Origin of the sequence: Litoreibacter meonggei (assembly GCF_003663885.1) — a bacterium.
GTDB lineage: Bacteria > Pseudomonadota > Alphaproteobacteria > Rhodobacterales > Rhodobacteraceae > Litoreibacter > Litoreibacter meonggei.
The window spans coordinates 140,608-166,056 of the sequence record NZ_RCCE01000004.1 but is presented as its reverse complement, the minus strand read 5'-3'; the positions used below and the strand labels follow the sequence as shown (position 1 = coordinate 166,056).

Here is a 25,449-nt window from a genome sequence, read left to right as displayed (position 1 = left end):
AGACCGGCTTAGAAGTGGATCGCGCGGCCATAGGCGTCTAGTACAGATTCGTGCATCATTTCCGACAATGTCGGGTGCGGGAAGACTGTGTTCATCAAATCTTCTTCGGTCGTCTCCAGCGCGCGACCAACAACATAGCCTTGGATCAACTCGGTCACTTCCGCACCAATCATATGCGCGCCCAGCAGCTCGCCGGTCTTCTCGTCGAAGATGGTCTTAACCATGCCTTCAGGCTCGCCCAACGCGATGGCCTTACCATTGCCGATAAACGGGAAGCGCCCGACCTTGATTTTATAACCAGCCTCTTTCGCCTTGTCTTCGGTGTATCCAACGGACGCCACCTGCGGGTGGCAATAGGTACAGCCCGCGATACTTTCAGGGCGCACCGGATGCACATTATTTTTGCCCGAGATCAGTTCTGCCACCATCACGCCCTCATGGGATGCCTTGTGGGCCAACCACGGCGCGCCTGCGATGTCGCCGATGGCGAAAAGACCCTCAACACCGGTGCGACAGTATTCATCGACGACCACATGCGTGCGGTCAACTTTAACGCCCAATTCCTCAAGCCCAAGGCCCTCGACGTTACCGACGATGCCCACGGCAGAGATCACCGTTTCGAACTCGACCTTCTCAACCTTACCGTTCGCCTCGATATGCGCGGTTACTTTTCCTTTGCCACGATCCAGTTGCTTGACCATGGTTTTCTCCATGATCTTCATGCCTTGCTTGACGAATTGCTTCTTGGCAAATGAAGAGATTTCAGCGTCTTCCACGGGAAGAATGCGGTCCATGACCTCGACCACGGTCGTATCGCAACCCAGCGTGTTGTAGAAGCTGGCGAACTCGATGCCGATCGCGCCCGACCCGATAACCAGCAGCTTTTTTGGCATCCGTTTCGGCGTCAGCGCGTGTTTGTAGGTCCAAACCAAATCGCCGTCGGCCTCCAAGCCGGGAAGCTCGCGTGCGCGTGCGCCAGTTGCCAGGACAATGTTTTTTGCTGTCAGTTCTTCGGTGCCTTTGTCAGTTTTCACCGAGACCTTACCCTTTGCAGGAATAGTGGCCTCACCCATGACAGTGGTGATTTTGTTCTTTTTCATCAAATGGCCAATGCCACCCGAAAGTTGGCCGGCGACACTGCGTGAACGCTTCACCACTGCATCAAGGTCGTAGCCTATGTTGTCGGCCTTCAAACCATAGTCCTTGGCGCGCTCCATCAAATGAAAGACCTCGGAGGATCGCAACATCGCCTTGGTCGGGATACAGCCCCAGTTCAGGCAGATGCCCCCCATGTGTTCTCGCTCGACGATAGCCACGTTCATCCCCAGCTGCGCACCACGAATGGCGGCGACGTACCCACCAGGGCCTGCACCGATGACAATAAGATCGAAAGATTTTGCGGCCATGTGTTCTCACTCCCGAGGCGAATTAAACTAGTTTAGCGTTAAACTAGTTTTTGCTGCCACATAAGGCAACGTGAGATTCTGCCGCAACTGCATGCCATAAGTGCATGGCTGTTCGTAGGGTTGCGCTTCTAGCTGGGATGTCAAACAGCCCAGAAGCAGGGAAAACCCCACACTTGATACCACAGGGTTCACAACCTCCGGCTCTGACTGCTTAGTCAACGCGTAGCCGTGGCAAGTTCAGATCGGGTCGTTAGCTTGCGGCCCTGACGGATTCTACGGTCGTTCCATAGCCGCCGTCTTCAATATAGGCATTCTCGGTTTGGGTGGTACGACGATCAAGGGCATCATTGCGGTAAGGAAAGCGCCCAAACTTCCTAATGACCTCGCGGTGCGCTCTGGCATGGAGCAAATTGCTTGCCCCCGTCTCTGGCATGCGGGTCAAAAAGAGACGCACGCAACGCTCTTGATCCGACACACATTCCGAATGCATCAACGGCATGTAGAAGAACTGCCGCGCGGGCTCATCAATCTTCATATCCCAATTTTTGCTGATCACCGTCTTTGCGACTGCAAGCGCCAACCTGTCAGAAGCGAATGCTTTCTCAGTGCCCCTGAACATGTTTCGTGAAAACTGATCTGTCAGAATAATATAAGCCAACACGCCGCTTGGGTAGGTCAACCACATGGACAAACCACCATCCATGGCGCTCTGCCAAAGTGGCTCGAACCGGTCGCGGATTTCAGCGTCGAGCGCTTCTCCTCCTGCGTACCAACCCTTTTCCCCTTGCTCGTCCAGCCAAAAGCCAAGAACGTCCTCAGGTGTAGACATGGCAATTCCTCCTGTGCCGCCGCCCCCAAGTGTTAATAAAACGTTACAATCTATAAATCAGACCGCAAGTCTTTTTACATGCGATGATTAACTTGAAGTCTCATCGGCAACACCTTCAGACGCTTCGGCAATTTCCTCAGCAGCCTCGACATAGACCTCCTGTGCCATTTCGGCGATATACGGGGTCGAGCCCGGGCCCACTGGTGCGTATGGAACGGCTTCGTATTCGTCCTCTTCCGCATAGGCCGATTGACGTCGCGTCATACGATAAGCAGCATAGGCCGACGTGGCGGCCATCGTCGCCATGATGATGAGCCAAAATCCCTGAGGCCCAAACTGGGTCATCAGCCAACCTGTCAGCACTGGCCCGGCAATTGCACCCAGCCCGTTCACAAACAGCAAGCCACCCGAGGCGCCTGCCATGTCTTCAGGCTCCAGATAGTCATTCGTATACGCAATCAACAACGCATAAAGCGGGTTGGTCATCCCGCCGATGATGAATGTGCAAGCCAATAGAACAGGGAAAACCTCTCCGAACACCCACGCCACGGCCGCCGCTAGTGTCGCGACCACTGATACGCTAAAAATCAAGATGCGTCGGTCCATGCGGTCCGAAAGCCATCCAATTGGATATTGCAGAACCATCGCGCCGACGAAGATCGACGAAACGAAAATCGAGATTTGCGCGACACTGAAACCGGCTTGAGTGCCATACACAGCAGACATCCCAAACTGCGCCGAGAAAACGCCGCCAAGTAACAACATGCCTACGACGCCGAGGGGTGATATCTTGAACAGATCGGAAAAGCTGAGCTGTCGCGTCGTACCGAAAGTTGGTGTCGGTGCCACCGACAGCAAAATCGGAGCAAATGAAATTGACACGAGCACGGACGGAATAACAAACAGAATAAACCCGCCCGGATCCGCCACGTTCAACAACCCTTGCGCCGCTACAATCCCGACCATCTGAACGATCATATATAGCGACAGAGTCTGCCCACGCGTTTCGTTGGTCGATGCATGATTGAGCCAGCTTTCAGCAGTGACATACACGCCGGAAAAACAGAAACCGATTACCACGCGCAATACGATCCACGCGATTGGGTCCGCCACGGTAGGATAAAGGATCAGGGCGGCCGAAATGAACGACCCAAGAGCCGCAAAGACGCGTACATGCCCGACTCGTTGGATGAAGTTCGGGGCCAATCGTGAGCCACCAAGAAACCCAAGAAAATAACCGGATGTGATTAGAGACAGCTCAAAGGTGCTGAAGCCTTCGATTCCGCCCCGCACACCGATGAGCGACCCTTGAAGGCCGTTGCCAACCATCAGCAACATCATACCCAGAAGAAGCGCCCATGAGGACTTGAAGACTTCAAACATTGTGCGACCCAAATCCTAAAACAGGCTACTTGTTTCTTGCAGGCGTAACCGATTGAGCTGGCGCATAGCCCCCTATCACCGACGCTGCAAGGCCCACGCGCGTCAAAGCTTATGGCAACAGCAGCGACGAATCCCCATAAGAGAAAAACCGGTACTCGTGTTCGATGGCGTGGTCGTAGATTTGGCGTACCCGCTCTTGGCCCATAAGCGCAGAAACCAACATCATCAAAGTGGACTTTGGCAGGTGAAAATTGGTCATCAAGGCATCAGCGATCTGAAACTTAAATCCTGGGTAAATGAAGATATCCGTCTCCCCCTGCCAAGGGACGATCTGCCCTGCCTTAGTTGCTGCGCTTTCAATAAGGCGTAGGGCTGTTGTGCCTACGGGGATCACCCGCCGCCCCTCAGCCTTCGCAGCGTTAATTCGAGCGACTGCATCCTCGGACACCTGCCCCCATTCCGCGTGCATTTTGTGGGTTTTTACGTCGTCAACTTTAACCGGAAGGAACGTCCCTGCCCCGACATGCAGCGTGACATGCGCCAACTCGATGCCGCTCTCCGTCAATCTCAGCAAGAGTTCCGTATCAAAATGCAACGACGCCGTCGGCGCGGCGACCGCGCCCGTGGTTCTTGCGAAGACGGTTTGGTAGTCGGTCTTGTCTTGCGTGTCGGCTACCCGCTTGGCGGCAATGTAAGGCGGAAGCGGCATCTGCCCAGCCACCGCCAACGCATCATCAAAGGCCTGACCTTCCAGATTAAACCCCAAAACAGCTTGCCCGTCGTCGCGGGACAGCAGTTCCGCTTCAAGCCCGGCAGCGAATGTAATCACCTCGCCGTCGCGCACCTTGCGCAGGGGTTTCACCAACGCGCGCCAGGTTCCGTTCGACGTGGGCGACAGAAGTGTTACTTCCATCTTGGAGACATTCCCGTCCCGGTCGCGATGCCCGAACAGGCGCGCCGGGATGACCTTTGTGTCATTCAGCACCAACACGTCCCCTGCACGTAAATAGTCCACAAGATCAGTGACAACCCGATCCTCGATCCGGTCTGGCGTTGCGACCAGTAACTTTGACGCGCTGCGTGGCACAGCCGGGCGCGTGGCAATTAGGTGCTCTGGCAGGGCAAAGTCAAAGTCGCTCAATTTCATTGGTGCTGTCTCAGTTTTGTAGCTTCGGCGGCGGTTGGCGGAAGATTTCGCGAAAGATGCCGGGGGTCAACACAGATAGCGGATTCACCCCTACGCGTGGTCCATCCGCAGATCCCTTCAACGTGTAGTTAAAGCCGAATAACCCCTCGCCTTTGCGAGGAGAAAAGAGCGCGCCGAACAGGCCATTCACTGCATAGATCGGGGAAACTACCCCGCGCATATCCATCCGCCGCGTTCCTGTGTTGTAAATCCCATCCATGGTGATCCCCATCGAAGGCCCCACAGCCGATGAGCTTCTGAGCGTCACACCGCCCGGGGTCAACAAGAATCGCGCTTCCGTATTGGTGAACAGGATACCATCGCCGGTTAGCTGTTCCAAAAGACCGATCACGCTGATTGCCGATAGCAGGTCGGCCAAGGCTGGCGCTTTCTTAACGCGGGTATTTGTAATCTTGAGCGAGCCATCAAATTGCCCGGGCTTTCCATTAGGCTGCAACGTCAGTGACATGTCGCCACCATTCACGTTTTGAAAAATGCCTGAAGCAGAGATTACCCTGCCACCGTTGTCTGACTGAATTCGAACGGCGGGCCCCTTTCCCGTAGGGATGACTGTGCCGGAGATTGGTGCCTTACCGTTCAAATTTGCCCTGAATGTACCATCAATTCCCTTTTCATTGCGAAAACTGCCACGGAACTGATCCATTGCGATTGTGTCCGTAACGACCAACCGGTCAAGCGCGAACTCTAGAGGTGGACCACCGGCGCTGCTGCCGCCTGTTGTCACACCAAATTTTCGAATATCAATCGTGCCGCCTTTGATCACCACCTGCGGCTGGCGGTTTGCACCCCGGCCAATAATTTCCACCCTTGAGTTCAACCGCCCCGCAACTTTAAGCGGCGCGAAGACGGCCCTTTCTAACCCGCCGCCGTTGGGCTTCAAAGTTACGCTGCCACGGGCGTCAAGCCCGCTGGCACTTATCCGCACGTCATTGACTTTCGGCGTGTCACCCATCGTCAAGTCGAGGGTCAGTGAGCCCTTGGAACCACGCGACTTGGTCCACCCCAAGGCAGGAATGGCAAGCCCCACACCGCTGAGATTGGACGTCAGTGTTGCCGCCGGCGCCTCACCTCTTGCGAGAAGGATTTCCATCTTCGCAGATCCCACCCCAGAGACACTGCCCTTGGGAAGACCGACATTGAAGGCCTCCAGCATCCGTGGCGAAAGCTCGATGGTTCCATCCACCTTACTTGTTTTTCCGGTGTCTTTTCCGATCTTGCGCGACCAGACGACGTCAATTGGAATGCCATCAATTGCGCCGTCCCCACTGATAGAAAGTGCCCCATCGCCCGCCGAGACCTTCATCAAATCGGATCGCAGGGCGCGTCCTTTTATCAACGTGTCTGTCGCCACCTCTCGCACTTCTGCGGTGACCGCATACCCAATGTCTTCGATTTCGACCTTCGGTTCCAAAGGCACTGTCAGACGCGTCGATATTTTGGCCGTTCCGGTTGCCACGTCAGGGCTCACGCCAGATTTTGAAAGGAACTCAAACGGCTCTTCGTCCAACAAGGTTAGCGCCGCAGACAAGGGGCCATTCAACTTCAGATCAAAGACCCCCATTGCGGGCTTGCCAGTCATGTCGGGTATTTGCATCACCGAACCGCCAGCCTTTAGTGCGCCGCCAGCCGCGGCGGCTATTACACCTTCATTCAGGCTCAAATTGAATGATTTTCCGGAAATGGAGGCGTATCCATGCGCCTTTTCGACCGGAGGAAGCGTCTTTAGATACCGCACAGTTGCATCAGAGAAATCAAAGCTCACCGCCGCCTTTACGGGTTCCTCTGGCAAGATGCGCAGAGCTGCATGGGCGTGTTCAACCTGCCCGCCTTGAATGTTATCGACCAACCACTCGCGCGTTTTCTCCACCGCGTTTTCCGGCCATAGTGCCATCAGTCGAACGTGGTCGATCTTCTCGATCCCTGCGTCAAGCGACACCGCCCATCCAGCGGGCAACACATCCACCGACCCTTTTGCAACAAGCTCCGCCCCCTCGTTGCGCAAAACCAGCTGGCCGATATCAAGGGCGAGCTGGGTCGGGTGGTAGCGCAAGTCAAGCGCCCCTTCGGCAAACGTCACCGGTGCCTCGAACATCCCTTCCGGCGCAAGCCGGACGTTGGTGAAACGGAATTGGCCCAACAAGGTCTGTGGAACACCCGCCCTAAAATCAAGCAAATCGGCATGGCCCGTCGCACTTAGCCTCAGCTGAGGCGAGTCCAGCGCGATTTGATCAAAGATCAATCGTCCGGTTGCCGCTTCGTATCGAATGTAGCTTTTTGACGAGTTAAACAGCACCGGCTTGGCTTGCTCGGTCGGACGCAAGGCGCCTTTTGCAAGGTTGAGTGTCCCGGCAAGGCCGACCACCTGACCGTCAGCGTCAATCTCGGCAGTAAGCGCGCCGGATGCGGGCGCATCCAAGACGTTGAGGAAGTTTAGAGCCCCAATTTGGGCCGCAAGATCGCGGGCACGAAGGTCATTGAATTTGCCTACAAGCCGCGCGCCTTCAGACCCCTTGGCCTTGTCAGCGGAAAAAAACAATCGCGCTGGCGTGCCGCTTGGCTGATCAAGATCGAACGCGATGTTGAGGCCAATCACCCTTTCGGCGTTGGTTAGCTTAAGCTGACCTTGCTCGACGATGGTGACGTCGCCCGTGCGTTCGTCCGACAGCCGGATCGTCAAGGCTTCGGCACTGGCCTCTTCAAGCTCGGCCATCCATGGCGCATCCAACCAGTCGTCGATCTGCTTCATAACATCTGCCATGGAGCCCGCCTGAACCTGCGTACCGCCCATTTGCGCCCCGAACGCCAACTCTATTTGACCGTCCTTGTTGCGGTTCAACTCAAGGATAGCCCCCTGCAGTTCAACCGTTTCCAACTTGATCCGCCCCAACAGCAATTCGGACGTGTCGAGCTTGCTGCGCAACTTGGGCAGCGCCAATATCGGAGCGCCGTCAGCATTGTATACCTCTACACCGGTCACATCGATGGTTGGCCGATAAGCCGCGTCGCGCAGTCCGACAGCAATCGTGGCCAATTCAACCCGCTCTCCATCAAATCCCGCATTCACACGTTCTTCAACTCGATCAACGGCCCATTGTGGCAGCTCAATGCTACGCCCCATGACCGACAAAAACGCAATAACGATGAGGAATAGCGCAAAGGTCAGAAGCGAGCCAAAAACAGAGAGCACCAACAGCAGCAATCCGGGCTTGCGGTGCCGACGCTTCGCACGCTTTGGTTGCGCATCTTCTGCCCCTTTGGCATCCGCCTCCGGGGGAAGTGTTTCCTCCTCGTTTTGCGAGGCTTCTTCTGCCATGCCACCTCTTCTTTCAACTGCGCGCATAAGCGGTTGCGTTAGGGCCTTTACCTTTACATACAGCGCCCTAACCTTGGTGACACATCAATTCTACATCAAAGGACCCGGCCCACATGACACAGATTGGCGCAATGGCACCCGATTTCACCCTTCCACGCGATGGCGGCGACAGTGTGACGCTATCTGAGCTGCGTCCGTCAAAGGTCGTTTTGTACTTCTACCCGAAAGATGACACCCCGGGCTGCACCAAGCAGGCGATTACGTTTACCGAGCATTTGCAAGCCTTCAAGGACGCTGGATGCGAAATCATCGGCATCTCGAAGGACACCGTCGCCAAGCATGATAAATTTCGCGACAAGCATACTCTGGGAGTGATCCTTGCCTCCGACGCAGATGATGACGTCTGCGAGCGATACGGCGTGTGGAAAGAAAAGAATATGTACGGGAAGACATATATGGGCATCGAGCGATCTACGTTCCTGATCGGCGAGGATGGCAAAATCCTGCAAGACTGGCGCAAGGTGCGTGTTCCGGGCCATGTCGAGGCGGTGCTTGAGGCTGTGCAATCCGCATGAGCATGAGCATGAGCTTACGTGACATGTCGCTCGTAGTATTGACGACAGCCGACCCGCGAGAAAAAACCGCCCTGTCACGAAAGTTCGCGCAAGACTGGCGAACGGCCCGCCTTGAAGGTCGCGAAATAGAATTGGGCACCGCGCAGCCGCCTGACATGCCCGCACGTCCGGCACAGCCAGAACTTCTACCCCCCCGTGATGTACCTCAACGCAAACCCGGCACCCCCGAAGGTCGCATCGCGATGTTACACGCGATCGCGCATATCGAATTGAATGCAGTCGATCTACATTGGGACATCATTGCACGATTTGCCCAAGTCGAGTTTCCAATTGGGTTTTATGACGACTGGGTGCAGGCCGCAGACGACGAATCCAAACATTTCAATCTGATGGCCGACTGTCTTGAAGCGCGTGGTAGCCACTATGGAGCGTTGCCAGCGCATGCCGGAATGTGGAAATCCGCCATCGAAACGGCCCATGATATCATGGGGCGGCTCGCCGTGGTTCCAATGGTCCTGGAGGCACGCGGATTGGATGTGACGCCGGGCATGATTGCCTTGTTCAAACAGGCGAAAGATCAACCTGCTGTTGATGCATTGGACGTCATCTATGCGGAAGAGGTCGCCCATGTGGCCTACGGATCACGATGGTTTCACTTTCTGTGTGGCCGAGAAAACCTTGACCCTACGCCGACGTTCCACGCACTCGTTCGCCGTTATTTCTATGGCCAATTAAAGCCGCCCTTCAACGAAGAAAAGCGCGCGGAGGCCGGCATCGCACCAGACTTTTATTGGCCCTTGGTCGAACAACAGAAACCATAAGAGCGTTTGGATCGGCAAGATACCGCCAAAAACGCTCGAAATTGGCTCAGGTTGTCACATCAAACTGCTTAATTGTTGCGCGATTTCTCCTCAAAGTCTAAGCAACTCCAAGCTGGGATAGCGGTGGGGACCCCTTGCCAGCTTAGATGTTCGGGGAAAACGGGAAATAGAACTGTGAAAACACGCCTTTTCAGCGCACTAGACCACGCACTTGAACGCAAGCTGCCAGAGCAACGCCTCTTTCTGAAGTCGGAAGACGGCACACGGTTCATTCGCCTCCGCCCAACCATGCAGGCTGGCATCGTCCTTGGTGGCGCAGCTATTGCGTGTTGGACTTTCGTTGTGACGGCGATTTTCCTAATGGACACGATCAGTGCCGGCAATGCCCGTGAGCAGGCTCAACGCGAACGCGCCATTTACGAGGCTCGATTGAACGCGCTTTCAAATGAGCGCGATGACCGCGCAGTCGAGGCGTCGGCGGCTCACGACCGTTTCTATGTTGCCCTTGAGCAAATCTCAGAGATGCAATCATCGCTGCTCGCGTCCGAAGATCGCCGCAACGAGCTGGAAACAGGGATTGAAGTCATCCAGACCACGTTGCGCAAAACGATGAAAGATCGTGATGCTGCGCGTGACGAGACTGAAGTCCTTTTGGCGCAAATTAACGCCGAAGGAAATCCGGACGCCCCCCTGTTGGCCCGCGCCAAAAGCACTGACGGGTCCGTTTCGTTTTTGACAGATGCTCTTGAGCAAACCGCAGCGGAGCGTGATCAGATCTCCCGCGATGCGCAGGATGCAATAGATATCGCCGAAGAGCTTCGCTTTACGCTGAAAATGAATGAAGATCGCAACGAGCAAATTTTCACCCGTCTTGAGGAAGCCGTCACCGTTTCTCTTGAGCCACTTGATAAAATGTTCCGCGCAGCTGGCATGCCGACCGAGAGCATTTTGCGTGAAGTCCGCCGCGGGTATTCTGGCCAAGGCGGTCCGCTACTGCCAGCTACCATGTCCACATCCGGCGGCGGTACCATCACCGACAAAACCTCGACACGAGCCAACCGCCTGCTAAAGGAGCTGGATAGAATCAATCTGTTCCGCATCGCCGCAGACAAATCTCCGGTCGCGATGCCCGTTAAATCCGCATTCCGCTTCACCTCGCCTTTTGGGTACCGCAAGGACCCGAAAGGGGCTGGCCGACGCATGCATGCAGGTGTTGATTTCGCCGGAGCCCGCGGCACGGCAATCTATGCGACGGCAGACGGCGTTGTGACTCACGCCGGTTGGCAGTCTGGGTATGGCCGACTCGTTAAGATCAAACACGCCTTTGGTATTGAAACCCGCTATGCCCATAACTCGAATATTCGTGTAAAAGTTGGTCAAAGGGTATCGCGTGGCGATCGTATCAGTGATATGGGAGCCACTGGCCGTGTCACCGGCACCCATCTTCATTACGAGGTCCGTCTCAACGGAACTCCGGTCAACCCGATGACCTATATCAAGGCAGGACGCGATGTTTTCTAAAAGCAAAATCAACGACCCAAGCGCAAAACCCACTGAGGGCACCTCAGATCAGGCAAAACCTGCGCCATCTTCTTCGTCCAGCGCCGCGCCAAAGCCGGACTTCGCTGCATCAGCGCCGCGCCCCAAAGCACCGCCATCAATCCTATCCACCGATCTGACGGTCACAGGCAACATGAAGTCCACGGGCGACATTCAAGTCGAGGGCAATGTAGAAGGCGACATCCACGCCCACCTTCTGACCGTTGGCGAGACGGCAGTCATCAAGGGCGAAATCGTTGCTGATGACGTTGTCGTCAACGGTCGCGTTATTGGCCGTGTACGCGGCTTAAAGGTTCGTTTGACCTCTACAGCTCGCGTAGAAGGCGACATCATCCACAAAACGATCGCCATTGAGAGCGGCGCCCATTTCGAGGGCTCAGTTCAGCGACAGGAAGATCCGCTAAATACGGGCGCCGCAAAGAACGCTGGCGGTGGCTCGAAGACCACACATGCGGCTCCGGCTGCCGCTTCGGCTGAAAACCCAAAAGTCTAAGAGTTCATGGTTGAAATAGCGCCCTTGGACCACAGCGATCCAAGGACGTTACCTCTCTGCGCTCCAGAAAGCCGCCCGTACTTATTGGTCGCGGCGATTCTTGCTTCGTCTCTTGGCTTCATCGACGGCTCGATTGTTGCGATCGCCCTTCCTGCCATGCGAATGTCGTTGGGCGCGTCTCTTGTCGAGGCGCAGTGGATTTCCAACGCCTATATGCTTACGCTGAGCGCCCTGATCCTCGTTGGTGGTGCTGCAGGCGACCGGTTCGGCTTGGCACGGGTGTTCGGCGGCGGCATCGCATTGTTTGTGATCGCCTCCATGGCCTGCGCATTCGCGCCGACCGCGAATGTCCTTATAGGGGCACGGGCCATTCAAGGCCTCGGAGCGGCGTTTATGGTTCCTGGCTCACTGGCGCTTATCAGCCGCGCTTACCCGAAAGAAGAACGTGGCAAGGCGATCGGAACCTGGGCGGCGGCGGCGGCGGTGACCGCAGCGCTTGGGCCAATCATAGGGGGCTTGGCCCTGACCTTTGGCGGGCCGGATGTCTGGCGCTGGATATTTGCTGTTAACCTACCGTTGGGTCTGTTGGCGCTCTACTTTCTATATGTAAAGGTCGAGCAAGACCCAAGCCAGCCTGAGCGCGGTGTAGACATTCCGGGCGGTCTGTCGGCCGTTATTGGGCTAGGATTGATCGCATGGTCGCTCAGCGGGGCTGAACACGGAGAGCCGGCATCAAAAACCGCCCTTATTATAGGGCTGAGCGGTGTGGCCATGATACTTTTGTTTTTACGTATCGAGGCGCGGAGCCCACATCCGATGATGCCACTATCGCTGTTCAAGAACATCGGATTTTCTATCGCCAATACCGCCTCCTTTGGTATCTATTTCGCCTTCTCCGCCATATTGATGTATTTGCCAATGGTCCTTATCGGCGGCTGGGGCGAGTCAGAAATTACGACCTCCGCCGCCTATGCCCCGCTGTCTGTTTTCATCGCCCTTTTGTCTGGTAACGCGGGCAAGTTAGCCAGCCGCATTGGGCCTACGCCCCTGCTTGTCGGGGGGGCTTTGGTTCTGGCAACAGGCTACGCGGCGCTTGCACTCGTTATTCCTACCCAAAACTTCTGGGGTGCGGTTCTGCCCGCCATGTGCCTTCAAGGTATCGGCATGGGATTGGTCGTCGCGCCCCTGTCGACTGCTGTTATGAACTCTGTCGCGACACACGCTACGGGCACGGCTTCGGGCATTAACAATGCGGTAATCCGTATGTCTAGCCTGATAGCAGTCGCGGTCATGGGAAGCGTTGTGGCCATCAGCTATGGCGCAGCTGACGGACCCGCAACTTTCGGCGAAATTTTGAAAGATCCCGGCCACACGGCTGCCACCAATGCTGCGTTTATCAAGGTGGCGTGGGGGGCATCGGCAGTCTGCCTGGTGTCTGCACTTATTGCGGCAATCGGCGGGCGCAGCGCGGCCCGAGGCTAAGCCCGATGACTTAGTCTTCGCCCTGCGCTTCGGCGCGGGACTTGCCGGATACGTTCATCGCTAGTGTGGCCCCCATAAAGCCGTCAAGATCGCCGTCCAGTACGCCCTTGGTGTCCGAAGTCTCGTAGTTCGTGCGCAGATCTTTGACCATCTGATAAGGCTGCAATACATATGACCGGATCTGGTTTCCCCAGCCCGCGTCACCTTTATTCTCATGTGCCTCGTTGATCGCCGCGTTTCTGCGGTCCAGCTCCATTTGGTACAGACGTGATTTCAGCGCCTTCATAGCAATGTCACGGTTCTGGTGTTGCGATTTCTCTGACGAGGTTACGACAATGCCCGTCGGCTCATGAGTGATCCGAACCGCCGAGTCCGTGGTGTTCACGTGCTGACCACCCGCACCCGACGAGCGGTAGGTATCTATGCGAATGTCGGATGGGTTCACGTCAATTTCGATGTTGTCGTCAACCACAGGATACACCCACACCGACGTAAAGGACGTGTGCCGTTTGGCGGCGCTGTCGAATGGTGAAATACGTACAAGCCGGTGAACACCACTTTCAGATTTCAACCACCCATACGCGTTGTGGCCGCTGATTTTGTAGGCGACCGACTTAATCCCGGCCTCGTCACCCGCAGACATTGACTGCAGCTCCACCTTATAGCCGCGCTTTTCAGCCCATCGCGTATACATGCGCGCTAGCATCGATGCCCAGTCGCAACTTTCCGTGCCGCCAGCGCCCGCATTGATCTCAAGGAACGTGTCATTGGCATCGGCTTCCCCATTCAGAAGAGCCTCCAACTCGGCAGCCGCAGAGCGTTCCTTCAGGGTCACCAGCGCGGCTTCGGCCTCCGAGACGACTTCGTCGTCATCTTCCATCTCGCCCAGCTCGATTAACTCGATATTATCGTCCAACTCTTGCTTCATCACGGTGTAGCTGTCGATAGAATCCACCAAAGACTGACGGTCCCGCATCAGCTTTTGCGCGGCCTCCGCATCGTCCCAAAGATTGGGGTCCTCGACCCGCGCGTTAAACTCTTCCAGCCGATACGCAGCCGTCTCCCAATCCATCCGCTGACGCAACAAGGCCAGAGATTTCTCGATAGCATCCACGTTGTTTTGGGCGTCCGCGCGCATGGGGAAAGTCCTGCAATTCTGGTTAGATCAAGGTGATAGGCCACAGCCCGCCGCCACGCAAGCAGGCTTCATCTTGGCAAAAATATTCCCGCCGGAGGCGCAGGCAAAATCAGTACAAACCGCCTGCGCTCAAAGTGCCAAAGTTTGCCCGCTTTGGAATAACGGCCTTTTTGCCAGTTGAGGTGGTCACCTCGGTCACTGCCGTCACGTCGTCAGTTCCGCGCGTGAACAAGTTCAGGTTTGACCCCATGGCAAAACCACCATCGATGATCGCGCCAAGCCCGTAGGCGGGCTCTTCTCCGTCGCGGAAATACTCAACCACGACATGGTCACCGCTTGCGTTCGCGGGCAAGACGGCCCCCGTAAAGCGGTCGATTTTGACAAAATATCCGCCGGGCGGGACGTCAAACTTTCCGCCACCATATTTGGCCGTCGCCTTCTTCATGAACCTGTTGAACACCGGACCACACATGCCACCGCCACCAGCCCCACGGCCGAGGCCACGCGGGCGGTCATGCCCGATATAACACCCAGCGACGATGTTCGAGGTAAAGCCGACGAACCAGACATCTTTGGCTTCGTTGGTTGTCCCCGTTTTGCCCGCCGTAGGCACACTCAAATTGACGGTCTTGCGCGCTGTCCCGCGCTGCACAACGCCCTGCATCATTGATGTCAGTTGATAGGCAGTGATGGCGTCCATCACCCGTTCACGGCTGGAATTGATGGTCGGTGCAAAATCCGGGGCAAGCGACGCCAACTGGCAATCTTCGCAAGAGCGTTTGTCGTGCCGGTACACCGTGCGGCCCCAGCGATCTTGCACGCGGTCCACCAATGTGGGCTCCACGCGCTCACCACCATTGGCGAACATCGCGTAAGCCGTGACCATCTTCATCAGTGTGGTTTCCTGCGCCCCAAGGGCGTTCGACAGAAACGGATTCATATCATCATAAACGCCGAACCGTTCGGCGTAGCTTGCAACGGTATCCATACCAATTTCCTGCGCCAGTCGAATGGTCATCAGGTTCCGCGACTGCTCAATTCCTGTACGCACCGGCGCAGGGCCATAAAATCTATTGGACGCGTTTTTCGGACGCCACAGTCCTTGAGGCGTGTTAATTTCAATCGGAGCATCAACGATGATCGTATTGGGAGAAAACCCGCTGTCCAACGCTGCGGCATAGACGAACGGCTTGAAACTGGAACCCGGCTGACGCGTCGCTTGTGTCGCTCGGTTGAACACCGAGTGCTGATAGGAGAACCCGCCCTGCATCGCCAGGACACGACCGGTGTTGACGTCCATCGCCATAAAGCCGCCCTGCACTTCCGGCACTTGGCGCAACGACCACGATCCATCATCGCGTGGACGAACATGTATCACGTCGCCCACATCCAACAGATTATCCGCTTTGGCCGAAGCCTTGCCCAGCTTTCCATTCTCAAGCCGTGGACGCGCCCATTTGACGTCCGCGCCAAGAATTTGGCCCGTATCGCCAACTCCCTCAACACCAACGGTCGCGTTCGCCCCGTCCAGTCCCAGAACGACCGCCGCTTTCCAGCCTTCAATATCCCTTGGGAAGACGGTGTCCGACAACGCCTCGCGCCACGCGTCACCGGCTAGTTTTTCAGGTTCGATTTTGGCTTTTACGCGGTGGAACACGCCACGTCCGCGATCATAGCCCTCAAGTGCGCGACGAAGCGACTTTGCTGCCGCCTCCTGCAACTCACGATCAACCGTCGCGCGGATCGTCAAACCGCCCCCGAAAAACTCCTCCTCGCCAAAGTTTTTGGACAACTGGCGGCGAATTTCATCGGTGAAGTAATCACGATCCGGCAAATCCGATTTGAAATTCGCAAAGCTACCGCTCTGAACTGTGTCCAGAGGCTTTTCACGCGAGACCTCGTACTGATCCTTGGTGATGTAGCCGTTCTCGAACATTTCGCGCAGCACGAAGTTGCGACGCCCGATGGCGCGCTCGGCTTCGCGGACGGGATGATAGTTTGATGGAGCCTTGGGCAGCACGGCGAGGTAAGCGGCTTCCTCGATCTCAAGTTCCGACAGGGTTTTGTTGAAATAGGTCTGCGCCGCAGCGGCTACCCCAAAGCTGTTCTGCCCGAGGAAAATTTCGTTCAGGTATAGTTCTAGAATTTTGTCTTTGCTCAACGTGCCTTCGATCCGCGATGCGAGGATCAATTCCTTGATCTTGCGCTCTGCGGAGCGATCGCCCGACAACAGGAAGTTCTTCATCACCTGCTGCGTGATCGTCGATGCCCCGCGGAGCCGTGCGCCTTGGGCCGCATCAATGGCAGCCTTTGCCATCCCAAGCGGATCATAGCCCTTATGCGTGTAGAAATACTTGTCCTCGGCAGAGATGAAGGCCTGTTTCACCACGTCGGGGATTTCGTCCGCAGGTGCAAACAGGCGGCGTTCTTGCGCGAACTCATCGATCAATGCGCCTTGGCCGGAATAGATGCGGCTAATGGTTGGCGGCGAGTATTGTGCCAGCGTGTCCGTATCGGGCAGATCGCGCGAATACATGAAGAAGATCGCACCGATAAGCAACGCCACCGCGAAGGCACCGATACAGATCAGACTGAAGATCGACCCGAAAAAGGATAGAATCGCGCGCAGCATTAGCCATGCCCCCAAAAGCGTGTTGAACAATATATATGTGTAGCACCGCCCAAGGTCAAAACGACCCTGTGGGGAAAACCGGCCAAAAGCGGCCAGTTTTGATCACGTTTTCGCATGATCGTCATCGACCCGCCGTGATTGCAGCGTCTTCGAGCGCCCAATGGTCCAGTGCGTCGACAATCCCGACCGCTGCCTGACTACGCCAAACCTGATCCTGAAGCCGTTTCAAATCCTTTTCGGACGACATGAAACCCAACTCGATCAGTACTGACGGGATGTCCGGGGCTTTCAGCACCGAGAACCCCGCCTCCAACCTGGGCCGCTTGTGCAGCTCGCCCAACGTATTGCGCAACCCATCTACCAGTGCATCAGCCAGCCGATCGGTGCGGGGCATGGTTTCGCGGCGCGCCAGATCCATCAACACCGTTGCGATCTGGTCATCTTGCGCTGTCAGGTCCACACCCGCGAGAATATCAGTTCTGTCCTGCCGTTCCGCCAACTTCGCAGACGCCTCGTCCGAGGCTTCGTCTGACAGCGTATAAACAGTGGTGCCGGTGGCCCGCCCCTCTGCCAGAGCATCCGCGTGCAGCGAAATAAATACATCCGCCCCTGCCGCACGCGCCAAAGAGACCCGCTGTGGCAGCGACACGAAACTATTGTCCTCACGCGTCATAATCACGTCATAGCGTCCGGAGCGTAGCAATTGCTCACGAAGCTCACGGCCAAATTGAAGCATAAGATCAGCCTCATCCACGCCAAAGCGCTGCGCACCGGGATCAACGCCACCATGGCCGGGGTCAATAACCACCATTCGACGAACATCCTGCGCCTGCACTGCGTTGTTGTGCTGCCACGTGACCAAACCCGTCAAGCTGGATGCCGCATGCTTGGAAAACTCGATTTGAGACGTGGGTTCAAGGCTCACGGTTATGATCGCGTCACCATCTTGCGGGTCGGTGACCATACCGGCTTCTGACACGAGCATCGGTTCTGCCAAGTCCAGAACAAGACGCGACCAGCCGTCGCGGATTACCCCCGCACGCAGGTCTGTCACACGGTCCGCACGGTCAAGGCCAGTTAGGTCCGGCTCAAAGGCGACTTCGCGGAAATCTATGGCGATGCGATTGGGTGCCTCAAAAACCTGCACCCGGTAGGGTACGGCCTGTGTTAACGCCAAGGACAAGACCGTTACGCTGTAACTGTCTTCCACGCCCGACGCATCCATGTCGACGCGCGCAAGCGCCCGCAGGTCTTGGGACGCGGCGCTAAAGGCCATTCCCATGCAACACAGGAACGCCATTGTTGTGAGTGAGATCAGCCTGCTCATGACCGCCCTTGTTCTTTTCTCGAACCGTAACAGGTTTCCCCAAGCGGGCGAAGGGGCGAATTACCTTCGCTCTGTCATGAACTTGGCCAAACGCCGCAGCCCTTCGGCGATGTCTTCCGTGCTGCGCGCATAAGAAAACCGCAATGTGGTGTGCCCCCGCACCGGATCAAAATCCAAACCCGGCGTAACGGCTACACCCGCCTGCTCTAGAATTTCGGCTGCAAAGCCAGGGCTATCCTGCGTCAGATCTGACACATCCGCATAGATGTAGAATGCTCCATCCGGTGGTGCGATCTTGTTGAAACCGGCCGCAGGCAGCCCCTCCAGCATGAGACGACGGTTCTCGCTATACACCGCAAGCATGGCTTCGGTCTCGTCACGCGCGCTCAAAGCACCGAGCGCTGCAATCTGGGCTGCGTGCGGTGCACAGATGAACATGTTCTGCGCCAATCGTTCGATCCGTCGCACATGGTTTTCTGGGACCACCATCCAGCCCAAGCGCCAACCGGTCATGGAAAAATACTTTGAAAAGGAATTGATGACATAAACGTCGTCGGACAGCTCTAACGCCGACACCGCACGACCTTCGTATTGCGCACCGTGGTAAATCTCGTCCGAAATAAAGGCCGTGTCGTTGGCCTGACAAGCTGCAATCAATGCGCCAAGGTCGTCTTTTGACAGCATCGTTCCTGTTGGGTTTGCAGGCGACGCAACGATCAGACCCGCAAGAGCAGTGTCGGGCAATTTCGGCACATGCCGGTCGGCTGAATAAGTCGGGATTGGATACGGCTTCAAGCTTAGTGATTTGAGGATTTGACGGTATGACGGATAACCCGGCTCGGTCACGCCAACAATCTCGCCCGCCTCGAACAGCGCTGTGAAGGCCAAAACGAAGGCTGCGGAAGAGCCAGCGGTGATCACAACCCGTGCGGGGTCCAAGTCCACGCCGTACCAATCCGCATAAAGTTTGGCGATGCCCTCGCGCAGTTCCGGCAACCCAAGCGCCACGGTATATCCAAGAGCGTCACGCTCCATCGCGTCGGCAAGCGCCTTGCGGGCGGCCTTAGGGGCGGGAGTGCCGGGCTGTCCGACTTCCATGTGGATAATCGAGCGGCCCGACTGCTCCAAACGGCGGGCCTGCTCCATCACGTCCATAACAATGAAGGGATCGACGTCGCCACGGCTTGAACTTCGCATGATATCCTCGCAGGGTTGCGGTGTTTCGTGCTTCAAACCAGTCCCTGCGCGTGGGGTCAATCGCTTGAAAGGGTCCTGCCTTGAAACTCTTGCAATCTTTACTCTTGGTTCTGGCTGCAACTCTCGCGACGTTGCCTGCGCAGGCGGCCAGCCTTATTCGTGATGCGGAGGTAGAGCAGGCACTTCAGCAACTCGCCAAACCGGTGCTACGGGCTGCGGGGTTTGGATCGGGTCGTATTCGCATCCTGTTGATCAATGACCCGAAACTGAATGCCTTCGTCGTCGATGCGAACCATGTCTTCATCCATTCGGGCCTCGTGATGAAGCTTAATCGCCCCGAGGCCTTACAGGCCGTCATTGCGCATGAGTTGGCCCATATCGCAAATGGTCACTTAACGCGTCGCGCTACCAACGCACGCGTCGCGGGTCGGGTTACCGCCATTGGCATGGCTCTCGCGGCGGCTGCGGCGATTGGTGGAAATGGCGACGCGGCTCTCGGATTAGCGACAGGCATCAGCAGCTCCGCCGCGCGACGGTTCTTTGCCCACACGCGCGCCGAGGAGTCTTCTGCCGACCAATCGGCCATGCGTTATATGGCCAGTTCCGGCATCGATCCTTCGGCCATGATCGACATTCTTGAGATTTTCCGCGGGCAAGATGCTTTGCGCCCAGGACGCCAAGACCCGTATGCGCGTACGCACCCACTGACCCAAGACAGGCTGCGTGCGGTGAAGGGCTATGCGGCGGGCTTCAAGGGCCGCACTAAAGCGACCACGCCGGAGGCCAAATACTGGTATGCGCGCATGTCAGCCAAGCTCAACGGTTTTTTGCGCAATCCACGTTACGTGCTGCGCCGCTCCGAGAGTAAGGGGAAAGGCGAGATCGCAACTTTGCGTCGCGCCATCGCCTATCACAAGACACCTAACCTTAAAAAAGCATCCGTCGAGATGAACGCGCTATTAAAAATGCGACCGCGCGATCCCTATTATCACGAACTTAAAGGTCAGATTTTGTTAGAGGGGCGTCAGTTCAATGCCGCTGTCGCGTCTTACAAGCAGGCCTTAGCACTGGCACCAAGGGAACCGCTGATCGAGGCTGGTCTGGGACGCGCGCTACTGGCTCAAGGCTCAAGCGGCGCGGCAAAGCAAGCGTTGGCGATTTTGATCCGCGCGCGGTCGCGCGATCCGGGCGACCCGCAAATGCTGCGTAATCTCGCGCTTGCCCATGCCAAGAACGGTCAGAACGCCATGGCATCAGTGGCAACGGCAGAGCGGTATGCGGTGCTAGGCCGGCTCGACGATGCAGCTATTCACGCAAAACGGGCTATGGGCGCCCTACCCCGAGGTTCCTCTGGGTGGCTGCGCGCGCAGGACGTTTTGATCGCAGCGGAGACCGCGCCGAAGCGTAAGAAGAGGCGCAAATAAAAAGGCCGGACAATCGCCCGGCCTTTCCTAATACTCAGCTACGCGACTTAGCGTCCGAGAGACCACCAACCTTTGCGCTTTGGCTTGGCCGCTTCGATCTCGGCCTCTGCAGCAACTTCGGCCTCCGCCTCAACCGGCTTCGGCTTGGACACCCGCGTGCGTGTCCTCTTCGGTTTCGCCTCCACCGGAGCGTCTTCGGTCACGACCTCGGCAGGTACTTCAACAGCTGCAGGCTGTGTAGCCACGTCCGCCGGAGCCTCCTCAGCCTTGGCCTTTGTAGATTTAGCGCGTGGCTTACGCGTGCTTGCCTTCTTAGGTTTCTCTGACGGGACATCTTCCGTCACCTCTGCCTCAACAGCCGTTGGGGCCTCAGCAGCGTCAACCTTCTTAGCGCGCGACCGCGAACGGGGGGCCTTCTTAGGCTTGGCCTCGGCTTCTGCGGCCCCGTCAGGAGCAGCGTCCGGTTTATCTTGAGCAACTTCAGCAACAGTGTCGCCCGAAGTAGACTCCTCGGTTGTCGCCTTGGATCTGGAACGGCTACGAGAGCGTGACTTTCTCTTCGGCTTCTCACCTTCGTCTTCTGGTTTGGCGTCCTCGGTTACATCAGTTTTCGCGGACTGTTCTTCCGGCTTGGCCCCATCAGATTTCGCGTCTCCATTGTCATCGCTATTTTCGGTCGCACCGTCTTCGGAGCGGTTCGCAGCAGACTTGGAACGACCGCGACCACCACGACGCCGACGGCGCTTCTTCTTCGGATTGCCGTCTTCGTCCAACTCCACTTCGGGCGCGTCCGTTCGAGCTTTAGCTTCAACAACCTCTTTGGCGTCTTCCACTTCGACTTCGTCTTCCATCTCATCAATGTCAGACATGTCGATGCTGTCCATCGAGACCACGTTCGACGCAACCGGGTTGATTACGCGCGTCGCGGTTTTGAATTTCTCGATGGTATAGTCCGGGCTGACCAAATGGGCGTCAGCTTCCAGACGCACCGCCATATTGTAGCGGCTTTCTATTTGGGCCACGTGTTCGCGCTTTTCGTTCATCAGATAGTTAATGACCGCAATCGGCGCTTTGAGCAGAACTTCCTTGGACCGCTTGCGCGTACCCTCTTCTTCCAATTGGCGCAAAATGGTCAGCGCAAGGCTGTCGTCAGAGCGGATCAAGCCAGTTCCATGGCACGCAGGGCAAGGCTGAGTAGAGGCTTCCAACATACCCGGGCGCAAACGCTGACGCGACATTTCTAACAGGCCAAAGCCCGAGATACGTCCAACTTGGATGCGCGCACGATCAGTCTTCAGTTTGTCTTTCAGCAGTTTCTCGACGGCAGTGTTGTTGCGGCGTTCGTCCATGTCGATGAAGTCGATGACGATCAGGCCGGCAAGGTCACGCAGACGCATCTGGCGGGCCACTTCCGCGGCGGCCTCCAGGTTTGTCTTCAGCGCAGTTTGCTCGATCGAGCCTTCTTTGGTGGCCCGGCCAGAGTTCACGTCCACGGCGACCAGCGCCTCGGTCGTGTCGATAACAATGTAGCCGCCAGACGGCAGCTGCACGGTCGGGTTGAACATACCGCTAAGATAGGATTCGACCTGATGGCGCGCGAACAACGGCATCGGGTCAGTGTAGCGTTTCACGTTTTTTGCGTGGGACGGCATGATCATGCGCATGAAGTCCTTGGCGACGCGATAGCCCGCCTCGCCTTCAACAAAGACTTCGTCGATGTCTTTGTTATAGAGATCGCGGATAGACCGCTTGATCAGATCACCTTCTTCGTAAATCTGCGCCGGAGCGATAGATTTCAGCGTCAGTTCGCGCACTTGCTCCCATTGGCGTTGCAGGTATTCATAATCGCGCTTGATCTCTGATTTGGTCCGTTGCGAACCAGCCGTACGCACAATCAGGCCTGCGCCCAAAGGCACATCGATCTCGTTGGCAATTTCTTTGAGTTTCTTGCGGTCTGCGGGGTTAGTGATCTTGCGGGAGATACCGCCGCCGCGCGCAGTGTTCGGCATCAGGACGCAATAACGACCGGCCAGCGACAGGTATGTGGTCAGTGCAGCGCCTTTGTTGCCGCGCTCTTCTTTCACAACCTGCACCAGCAGAATTTGGCGAACTTTGATGACTTCTTGGATTTTGTAGCGCTTTGCACGTGGTTTGCGTGGCTGGCGAATTTCCTCGGTCACATCTTCCTGAGCAACGCTCTCGATGTTTTCGTCCTTCTCGGACGCGGAGGTTTCTTCGTCGACATCGTCGTTGCCATCAGCGTCACTGTCCAGATCGACAACATCCATACCCGGAATGGCCGGAACCACCTCGGCTTCAATGGACTCTACAGATGCATCAGCGTCAACGGCATCGTCGGGTGCTACACCCGCTGCCTCTGTCGAAACGGTGTCACCCTCAGTAGGCTCTTTGACCTCTTCGGTTACAACCGCGTCATCAGTCTTGGCCTTTTGTGAGCGCGACCGAGACCGCGAACGGGAGCGTGAAGATTTCTTCGGCTTCTCGTCTTCTTCTGCCTGCTGGCGGGCGTATTCCAGTTCTTCGTCAATCAGCGCCTGACGGTCCGCCATCGGGATCTGGTAATAGTCCGGGTGAATTTCCGAATAGGCAAGGAAGCCGTGACGGTTTCCACCATAGTCCACGAACGCCGCCTGCAGCGACGGTTCTACGCGCGTAACTTTTGCTAGGTAGATATTGCCAGCTAACTGGCGTCTATTCTCTGATTCAAAGTCAAACTCGTCAACTTTGTTTCCGTCTGCCACCACGACACGGGTCTCTTCCGCGTGGGTGGCGTCGATAAGCATTTTCTTAGCCATGTTTTCCAGTTGCATCTGGCTAACGTCGAATACACCCCAGGGGGTGCGGCGGCGTTAACGGGATGTCTTGTTTGGGCGAGAGTGGACGCAGATGGCTGCAATACGGCCTGTGACGCGGGGAGTCCCCCGTCATGGTATACGTTGCTGTGCCTGTCGCGTCTCATCGCGTTCTTGTCTCCGACCCGGGCCACAACTTGTGGCGCAAGCCTTACGAATGGTGCCACGGCGCGTCTTGCGAGCCAGCGGCGATGGCCAAAAAAGGCCGTCAATCCTGCGGTGCGTGAGCCCGTTTTGTCCTTCGGGCGTGGCTGCAGTGAAACTCTAACCGGTCCAATGCGCCTACAAGGGGCACCAAGCCGTCTACAACACATAGTATTGTTTGCATGCCGATTACAATGAACAATCGGAATGTGAGGGGATAACTCGCGCTTTCTGGTCACGGTCAGCGCATTGATCAGCCCCACAATGGCGCGGATGCCACACAGCATCCGGCCACTTGAGGTCGATAACAGCGGCTTACACGTAGTCGGCCCGCTGCAAGCCGTATTTGGCCATCTTTTCGTTCAACGTCCGGCGCGGCAGGCACAACTCGTCCATCACAGACGCGATGGAGCCTTTGTGGCGACGCATGGTATTGTCGATCAACATCCGCTCGAACGCCTCGACATATTCCTTCAGCGGCTTGCCTTCGGTGGTGATCACTGGTCCCATCTCGGAATTATCCGCCATCAACAGCGAGGCAATCGAGCCAGAGCCACGGCGGTTTTGCAAAACTGCACGCTCGGCCACGTTAATCAATTGGCGCACGTTGCCGGGCCACGGAGCCTGCAAAAGCTGTGCGGCCTCCTGAGCAGAGACCTCCGGCGCATCTGACCCGTACTCCTCGCCGAATTGTTCCCCGAAACGATTGAACAGAGTCAGAATATCTTCACCGCGTTGGCGCAACGGTGGGATGGTAATTTTCATCGCAGCGAGGCGGTAATAAAGATCAGCGCGGATCAAATCCTCGCAAGTTTTGTCCTGCTCTTGCGTGTTACAAATGGCAATGATCCGCGTCTCGGCAGGGCTGCCCTGCTCATTGATAAGTTGCAGCAACCGCGCTTGCAGCGTACCCGGAAGGGCTTCGATGTCTTCCAGAACCAGCGTGCCCCCGCGGGCCTGCTCCACCAACGGCAGCTCCTCGCCCTCGACAACCGGATCGAACAACTTCTTCGACAAGGACGCCTCGTCAAAGGCGGCGCAACTCAGGGTCACGAATTTCTTGCCAGCGCGTGGCCCGACGGCGTGAAGCGCGTGGGCGATCAAGGTCTTGCCTGTTCCCGTTTCGCCATCAATCAGCACGTGGCCGTCCGCTTGCCCAAGATCAAGAACGTCCTCGCGCAGGCGCTCCATCACCGGCGACGAGCCGATCAACTTTTTCATCAAAGCCGCACCGTCTGACAGTTCGCGACGCAGGGCGCGGTTGTCCAGCGTCAGACGGCGCGAAATGGTCGCGCGCTTGGCAAGTTGGGTCATCCGGTCGGGGTTGAACGGCTTTTCAAGGAAATCGAAGGCGCCCACGCGCATCGCCTCCACCGCCATGGGCACATCGCCGTGGCCTGTGATCATGATAACCGGCAAGGCGCTGTCTTGGCTCATCAATCGTTTGAGGAACTGCATGCCGTCCATGCCAGGCATCTTGATGTCACTCACGACAATGCCCGGGTAGTCGTTGCCAATACCCTTTAGCGCGTCTTCTGCGCTAGAAAACGTCTCGGTGTCGTAGCCTGACAAAGCAAGCCACTGGGAAATCGACTGACGCATGTCCTGCTCGTCATCGACAATTGCAATCTTCAATGCGTTCATG

The 25,449-nt window shown here is 56.7% G+C and carries 17 protein-coding genes; 6 read left to right on the top strand and 11 right to left on the bottom strand.

Annotation, left to right across the window (positions count from 1 at the left end; genetic code table 11):
• Positions 1-8: 8 nt before the first annotated feature.
• The 5 genes from lpdA to BCF46_RS12715 form a co-directional block, all read right to left on the bottom strand.
• Entirely contained in the window at positions 9-1,406 is a 1,398-nt protein-coding gene (gene lpdA / locus BCF46_RS12735) for a dihydrolipoyl dehydrogenase (protein WP_121024841.1), read from the bottom strand.
• Between the two features lie 250 nt (positions 1,407-1,656).
• Positions 1,657-2,235, bottom strand: coding sequence for a DUF924 family protein (locus BCF46_RS12730; protein ID WP_121024839.1), 579 nt, complete (start codon positions 2,233-2,235; stop codon positions 1,657-1,659).
• Positions 2,236-2,322: 87 nt separating this feature from the next.
• Positions 2,323-3,618, bottom strand: coding sequence for an MFS transporter (locus tag BCF46_RS12725; protein ID WP_121024837.1), 1,296 nt, complete (start codon positions 3,616-3,618; stop codon positions 2,323-2,325).
• A 109-nt stretch (positions 3,619-3,727) separates the two neighbouring features.
• The gene (queA, locus tag BCF46_RS12720) at positions 3,728-4,765 is read right to left on the bottom strand and encodes a tRNA preQ1(34) S-adenosylmethionine ribosyltransferase-isomerase QueA (RefSeq protein WP_121024835.1); all 1,038 of its coding nucleotides are present in this window, start codon (positions 4,763-4,765) and stop codon (positions 3,728-3,730) included.
• Between the two features lie 10 nt (positions 4,766-4,775).
• Entirely contained in the window at positions 4,776-8,138 is a 3,363-nt protein-coding gene (locus tag BCF46_RS12715; protein ID WP_170157933.1) for a YhdP family protein, read from the bottom strand.
• A 113-nt stretch (positions 8,139-8,251) separates the two neighbouring features.
• Here BCF46_RS12715 and bcp point away from each other — a divergent pair, with 113 nt between their 5' ends.
• The 5 genes from bcp to BCF46_RS12690 all read left to right on the top strand — a co-directional run bounded on the left by bcp (position 8,252) and on the right by BCF46_RS12690 (position 13,069).
• Positions 8,252-8,713 carry a thioredoxin-dependent thiol peroxidase gene (gene bcp / locus BCF46_RS12710; protein ID WP_121024832.1) on the top strand — a complete coding sequence of 154 codons (462 nt, stop codon included), beginning with the start codon at positions 8,252-8,254 and terminating at the stop codon, positions 8,711-8,713.
• 8 nt (positions 8,714-8,721) lie between these two features.
• Positions 8,722-9,534, top strand: coding sequence for a ferritin-like domain-containing protein (locus BCF46_RS12705; protein WP_211332814.1), 813 nt, complete (start codon positions 8,722-8,724; stop codon positions 9,532-9,534).
• Between the two features lie 174 nt (positions 9,535-9,708).
• Positions 9,709-11,055, top strand: coding sequence for a M23 family metallopeptidase (locus BCF46_RS12700; protein WP_121024828.1), 1,347 nt, complete (start codon positions 9,709-9,711; stop codon positions 11,053-11,055).
• On the top strand, positions 11,045-11,587 hold the full coding sequence (locus tag BCF46_RS12695; RefSeq protein WP_121024826.1) for a bactofilin family protein: 543 nt from the start codon (positions 11,045-11,047) through the stop codon (positions 11,585-11,587). The genes BCF46_RS12700 and BCF46_RS12695 overlap by 11 nt, the downstream gene beginning before the upstream one ends.
• 84 nt (positions 11,588-11,671) lie before the next feature.
• On the top strand, positions 11,672-13,069 hold the full coding sequence (locus tag BCF46_RS12690; RefSeq protein WP_245990110.1) for an MFS transporter: 1,398 nt from the start codon (positions 11,672-11,674) through the stop codon (positions 13,067-13,069).
• 10 nt (positions 13,070-13,079) lie between these two features.
• Here BCF46_RS12690 and prfB read toward each other — a convergent pair whose 3' ends face one another.
• The 4 genes from prfB to BCF46_RS12670 all read right to left on the bottom strand — a co-directional run bounded on the left by prfB (position 13,080) and on the right by BCF46_RS12670 (position 19,363).
• Positions 13,080-14,207, bottom strand: coding sequence for a peptide chain release factor 2 (gene prfB / locus BCF46_RS12685; protein ID WP_121024822.1), 1,128 nt, complete (start codon positions 14,205-14,207; stop codon positions 13,080-13,082).
• Positions 14,208-14,316: 109 nt separating this feature from the next.
• Complete coding sequence (locus tag BCF46_RS12680) at positions 14,317-16,839, bottom strand: penicillin-binding protein 1A (protein WP_121024820.1); 2,523 nt, start codon at positions 16,837-16,839, stop codon at positions 14,317-14,319.
• Between the two features lie 121 nt (positions 16,840-16,960).
• Positions 16,961-18,166, bottom strand: a complete 1,206-nt coding sequence (locus BCF46_RS12675; RefSeq protein WP_121024818.1) for an N-acetylmuramoyl-L-alanine amidase — start codon at positions 18,164-18,166, stop codon at positions 16,961-16,963.
• Between the two features lie 60 nt (positions 18,167-18,226).
• Positions 18,227-19,363: a pyridoxal phosphate-dependent aminotransferase gene (locus tag BCF46_RS12670; protein ID WP_121024816.1), complete on the bottom strand. Its 1,137-nt coding sequence runs from the start codon at positions 19,361-19,363 to the stop codon at positions 18,227-18,229.
• Between the two features lie 80 nt (positions 19,364-19,443).
• Here BCF46_RS12670 and BCF46_RS12665 point away from each other — a divergent pair, with 80 nt between their 5' ends.
• Complete coding sequence (locus tag BCF46_RS12665) at positions 19,444-20,787, top strand: M48 family metalloprotease (protein ID WP_121024814.1); 1,344 nt, start codon at positions 19,444-19,446, stop codon at positions 20,785-20,787.
• Positions 20,788-20,834: 47 nt separating this feature from the next.
• On the opposite strand, the gene BCF46_RS12660 is transcribed toward BCF46_RS12665, so the two are convergent.
• Together BCF46_RS12660 and BCF46_RS12655 are read right to left on the bottom strand one after the other, a co-directional pair.
• Complete coding sequence (locus BCF46_RS12660) at positions 20,835-23,603, bottom strand: Rne/Rng family ribonuclease (protein ID WP_121025398.1); 2,769 nt, start codon at positions 23,601-23,603, stop codon at positions 20,835-20,837.
• A gap of 516 nt (positions 23,604-24,119) precedes the next feature.
• Positions 24,120-25,448 (bottom strand): sigma-54-dependent transcriptional regulator, encoded by a 1,329-nt coding sequence (locus BCF46_RS12655; protein ID WP_121025393.1) that lies wholly within the window; start codon positions 25,446-25,448, stop codon positions 24,120-24,122.
• Position 25,449 lies beyond the last annotated feature (1 nt).

Bases quoted from the DNA above. Each gene is read 5' to 3' on its own strand.
- lpdA (WP_121024841.1), bottom strand. From the start codon at position 1,406: ATGGCCGCAAAATCTTTCGATCTTATTGTCATCGGTGCAGGCCCTGGT.
- BCF46_RS12730 (WP_121024839.1), bottom strand. From the start codon at position 2,235: ATGTCTACACCTGAGGACGTTCTTGGCTTTTGGCTGGACGAGCAAGGG.
- BCF46_RS12725 (WP_121024837.1), bottom strand. From the start codon at position 3,618: ATGTTTGAAGTCTTCAAGTCCTCATGGGCGCTTCTTCTGGGTATGATG.
- queA (WP_121024835.1), bottom strand. From the start codon at position 4,765: ATGAAATTGAGCGACTTTGACTTTGCCCTGCCAGAGCACCTAATTGCC.
- BCF46_RS12715 (WP_170157933.1), bottom strand. From the start codon at position 8,138: ATGGCAGAAGAAGCCTCGCAAAACGAGGAGGAAACACTTCCCCCGGAG.
- bcp (WP_121024832.1), top strand. From the start codon at position 8,252: ATGACACAGATTGGCGCAATGGCACCCGATTTCACCCTTCCACGCGAT.
- BCF46_RS12705 (WP_211332814.1), top strand. From the start codon at position 8,722: ATGAGCTTACGTGACATGTCGCTCGTAGTATTGACGACAGCCGACCCG.
- BCF46_RS12695 (WP_121024826.1), top strand. From the start codon at position 11,045: ATGTTTTCTAAAAGCAAAATCAACGACCCAAGCGCAAAACCCACTGAG.
- prfB (WP_121024822.1), bottom strand. From the start codon at position 14,207: ATGCGCGCGGACGCCCAAAACAACGTGGATGCTATCGAGAAATCTCTG.
- BCF46_RS12680 (WP_121024820.1), bottom strand. From the start codon at position 16,839: ATGCTGCGCGCGATTCTATCCTTTTTCGGGTCGATCTTCAGTCTGATC.
- BCF46_RS12675 (WP_121024818.1), bottom strand. From the start codon at position 18,166: ATGAGCAGGCTGATCTCACTCACAACAATGGCGTTCCTGTGTTGCATG.
- BCF46_RS12670 (WP_121024816.1), bottom strand. From the start codon at position 19,363: ATGCGAAGTTCAAGCCGTGGCGACGTCGATCCCTTCATTGTTATGGAC.
- BCF46_RS12660 (WP_121025398.1), bottom strand. From the start codon at position 23,603: ATGGCTAAGAAAATGCTTATCGACGCCACCCACGCGGAAGAGACCCGT.
- BCF46_RS12655 (WP_121025393.1), bottom strand. From the start codon at position 25,448: ATGAACGCATTGAAGATTGCAATTGTCGATGACGAGCAGGACATGCGT.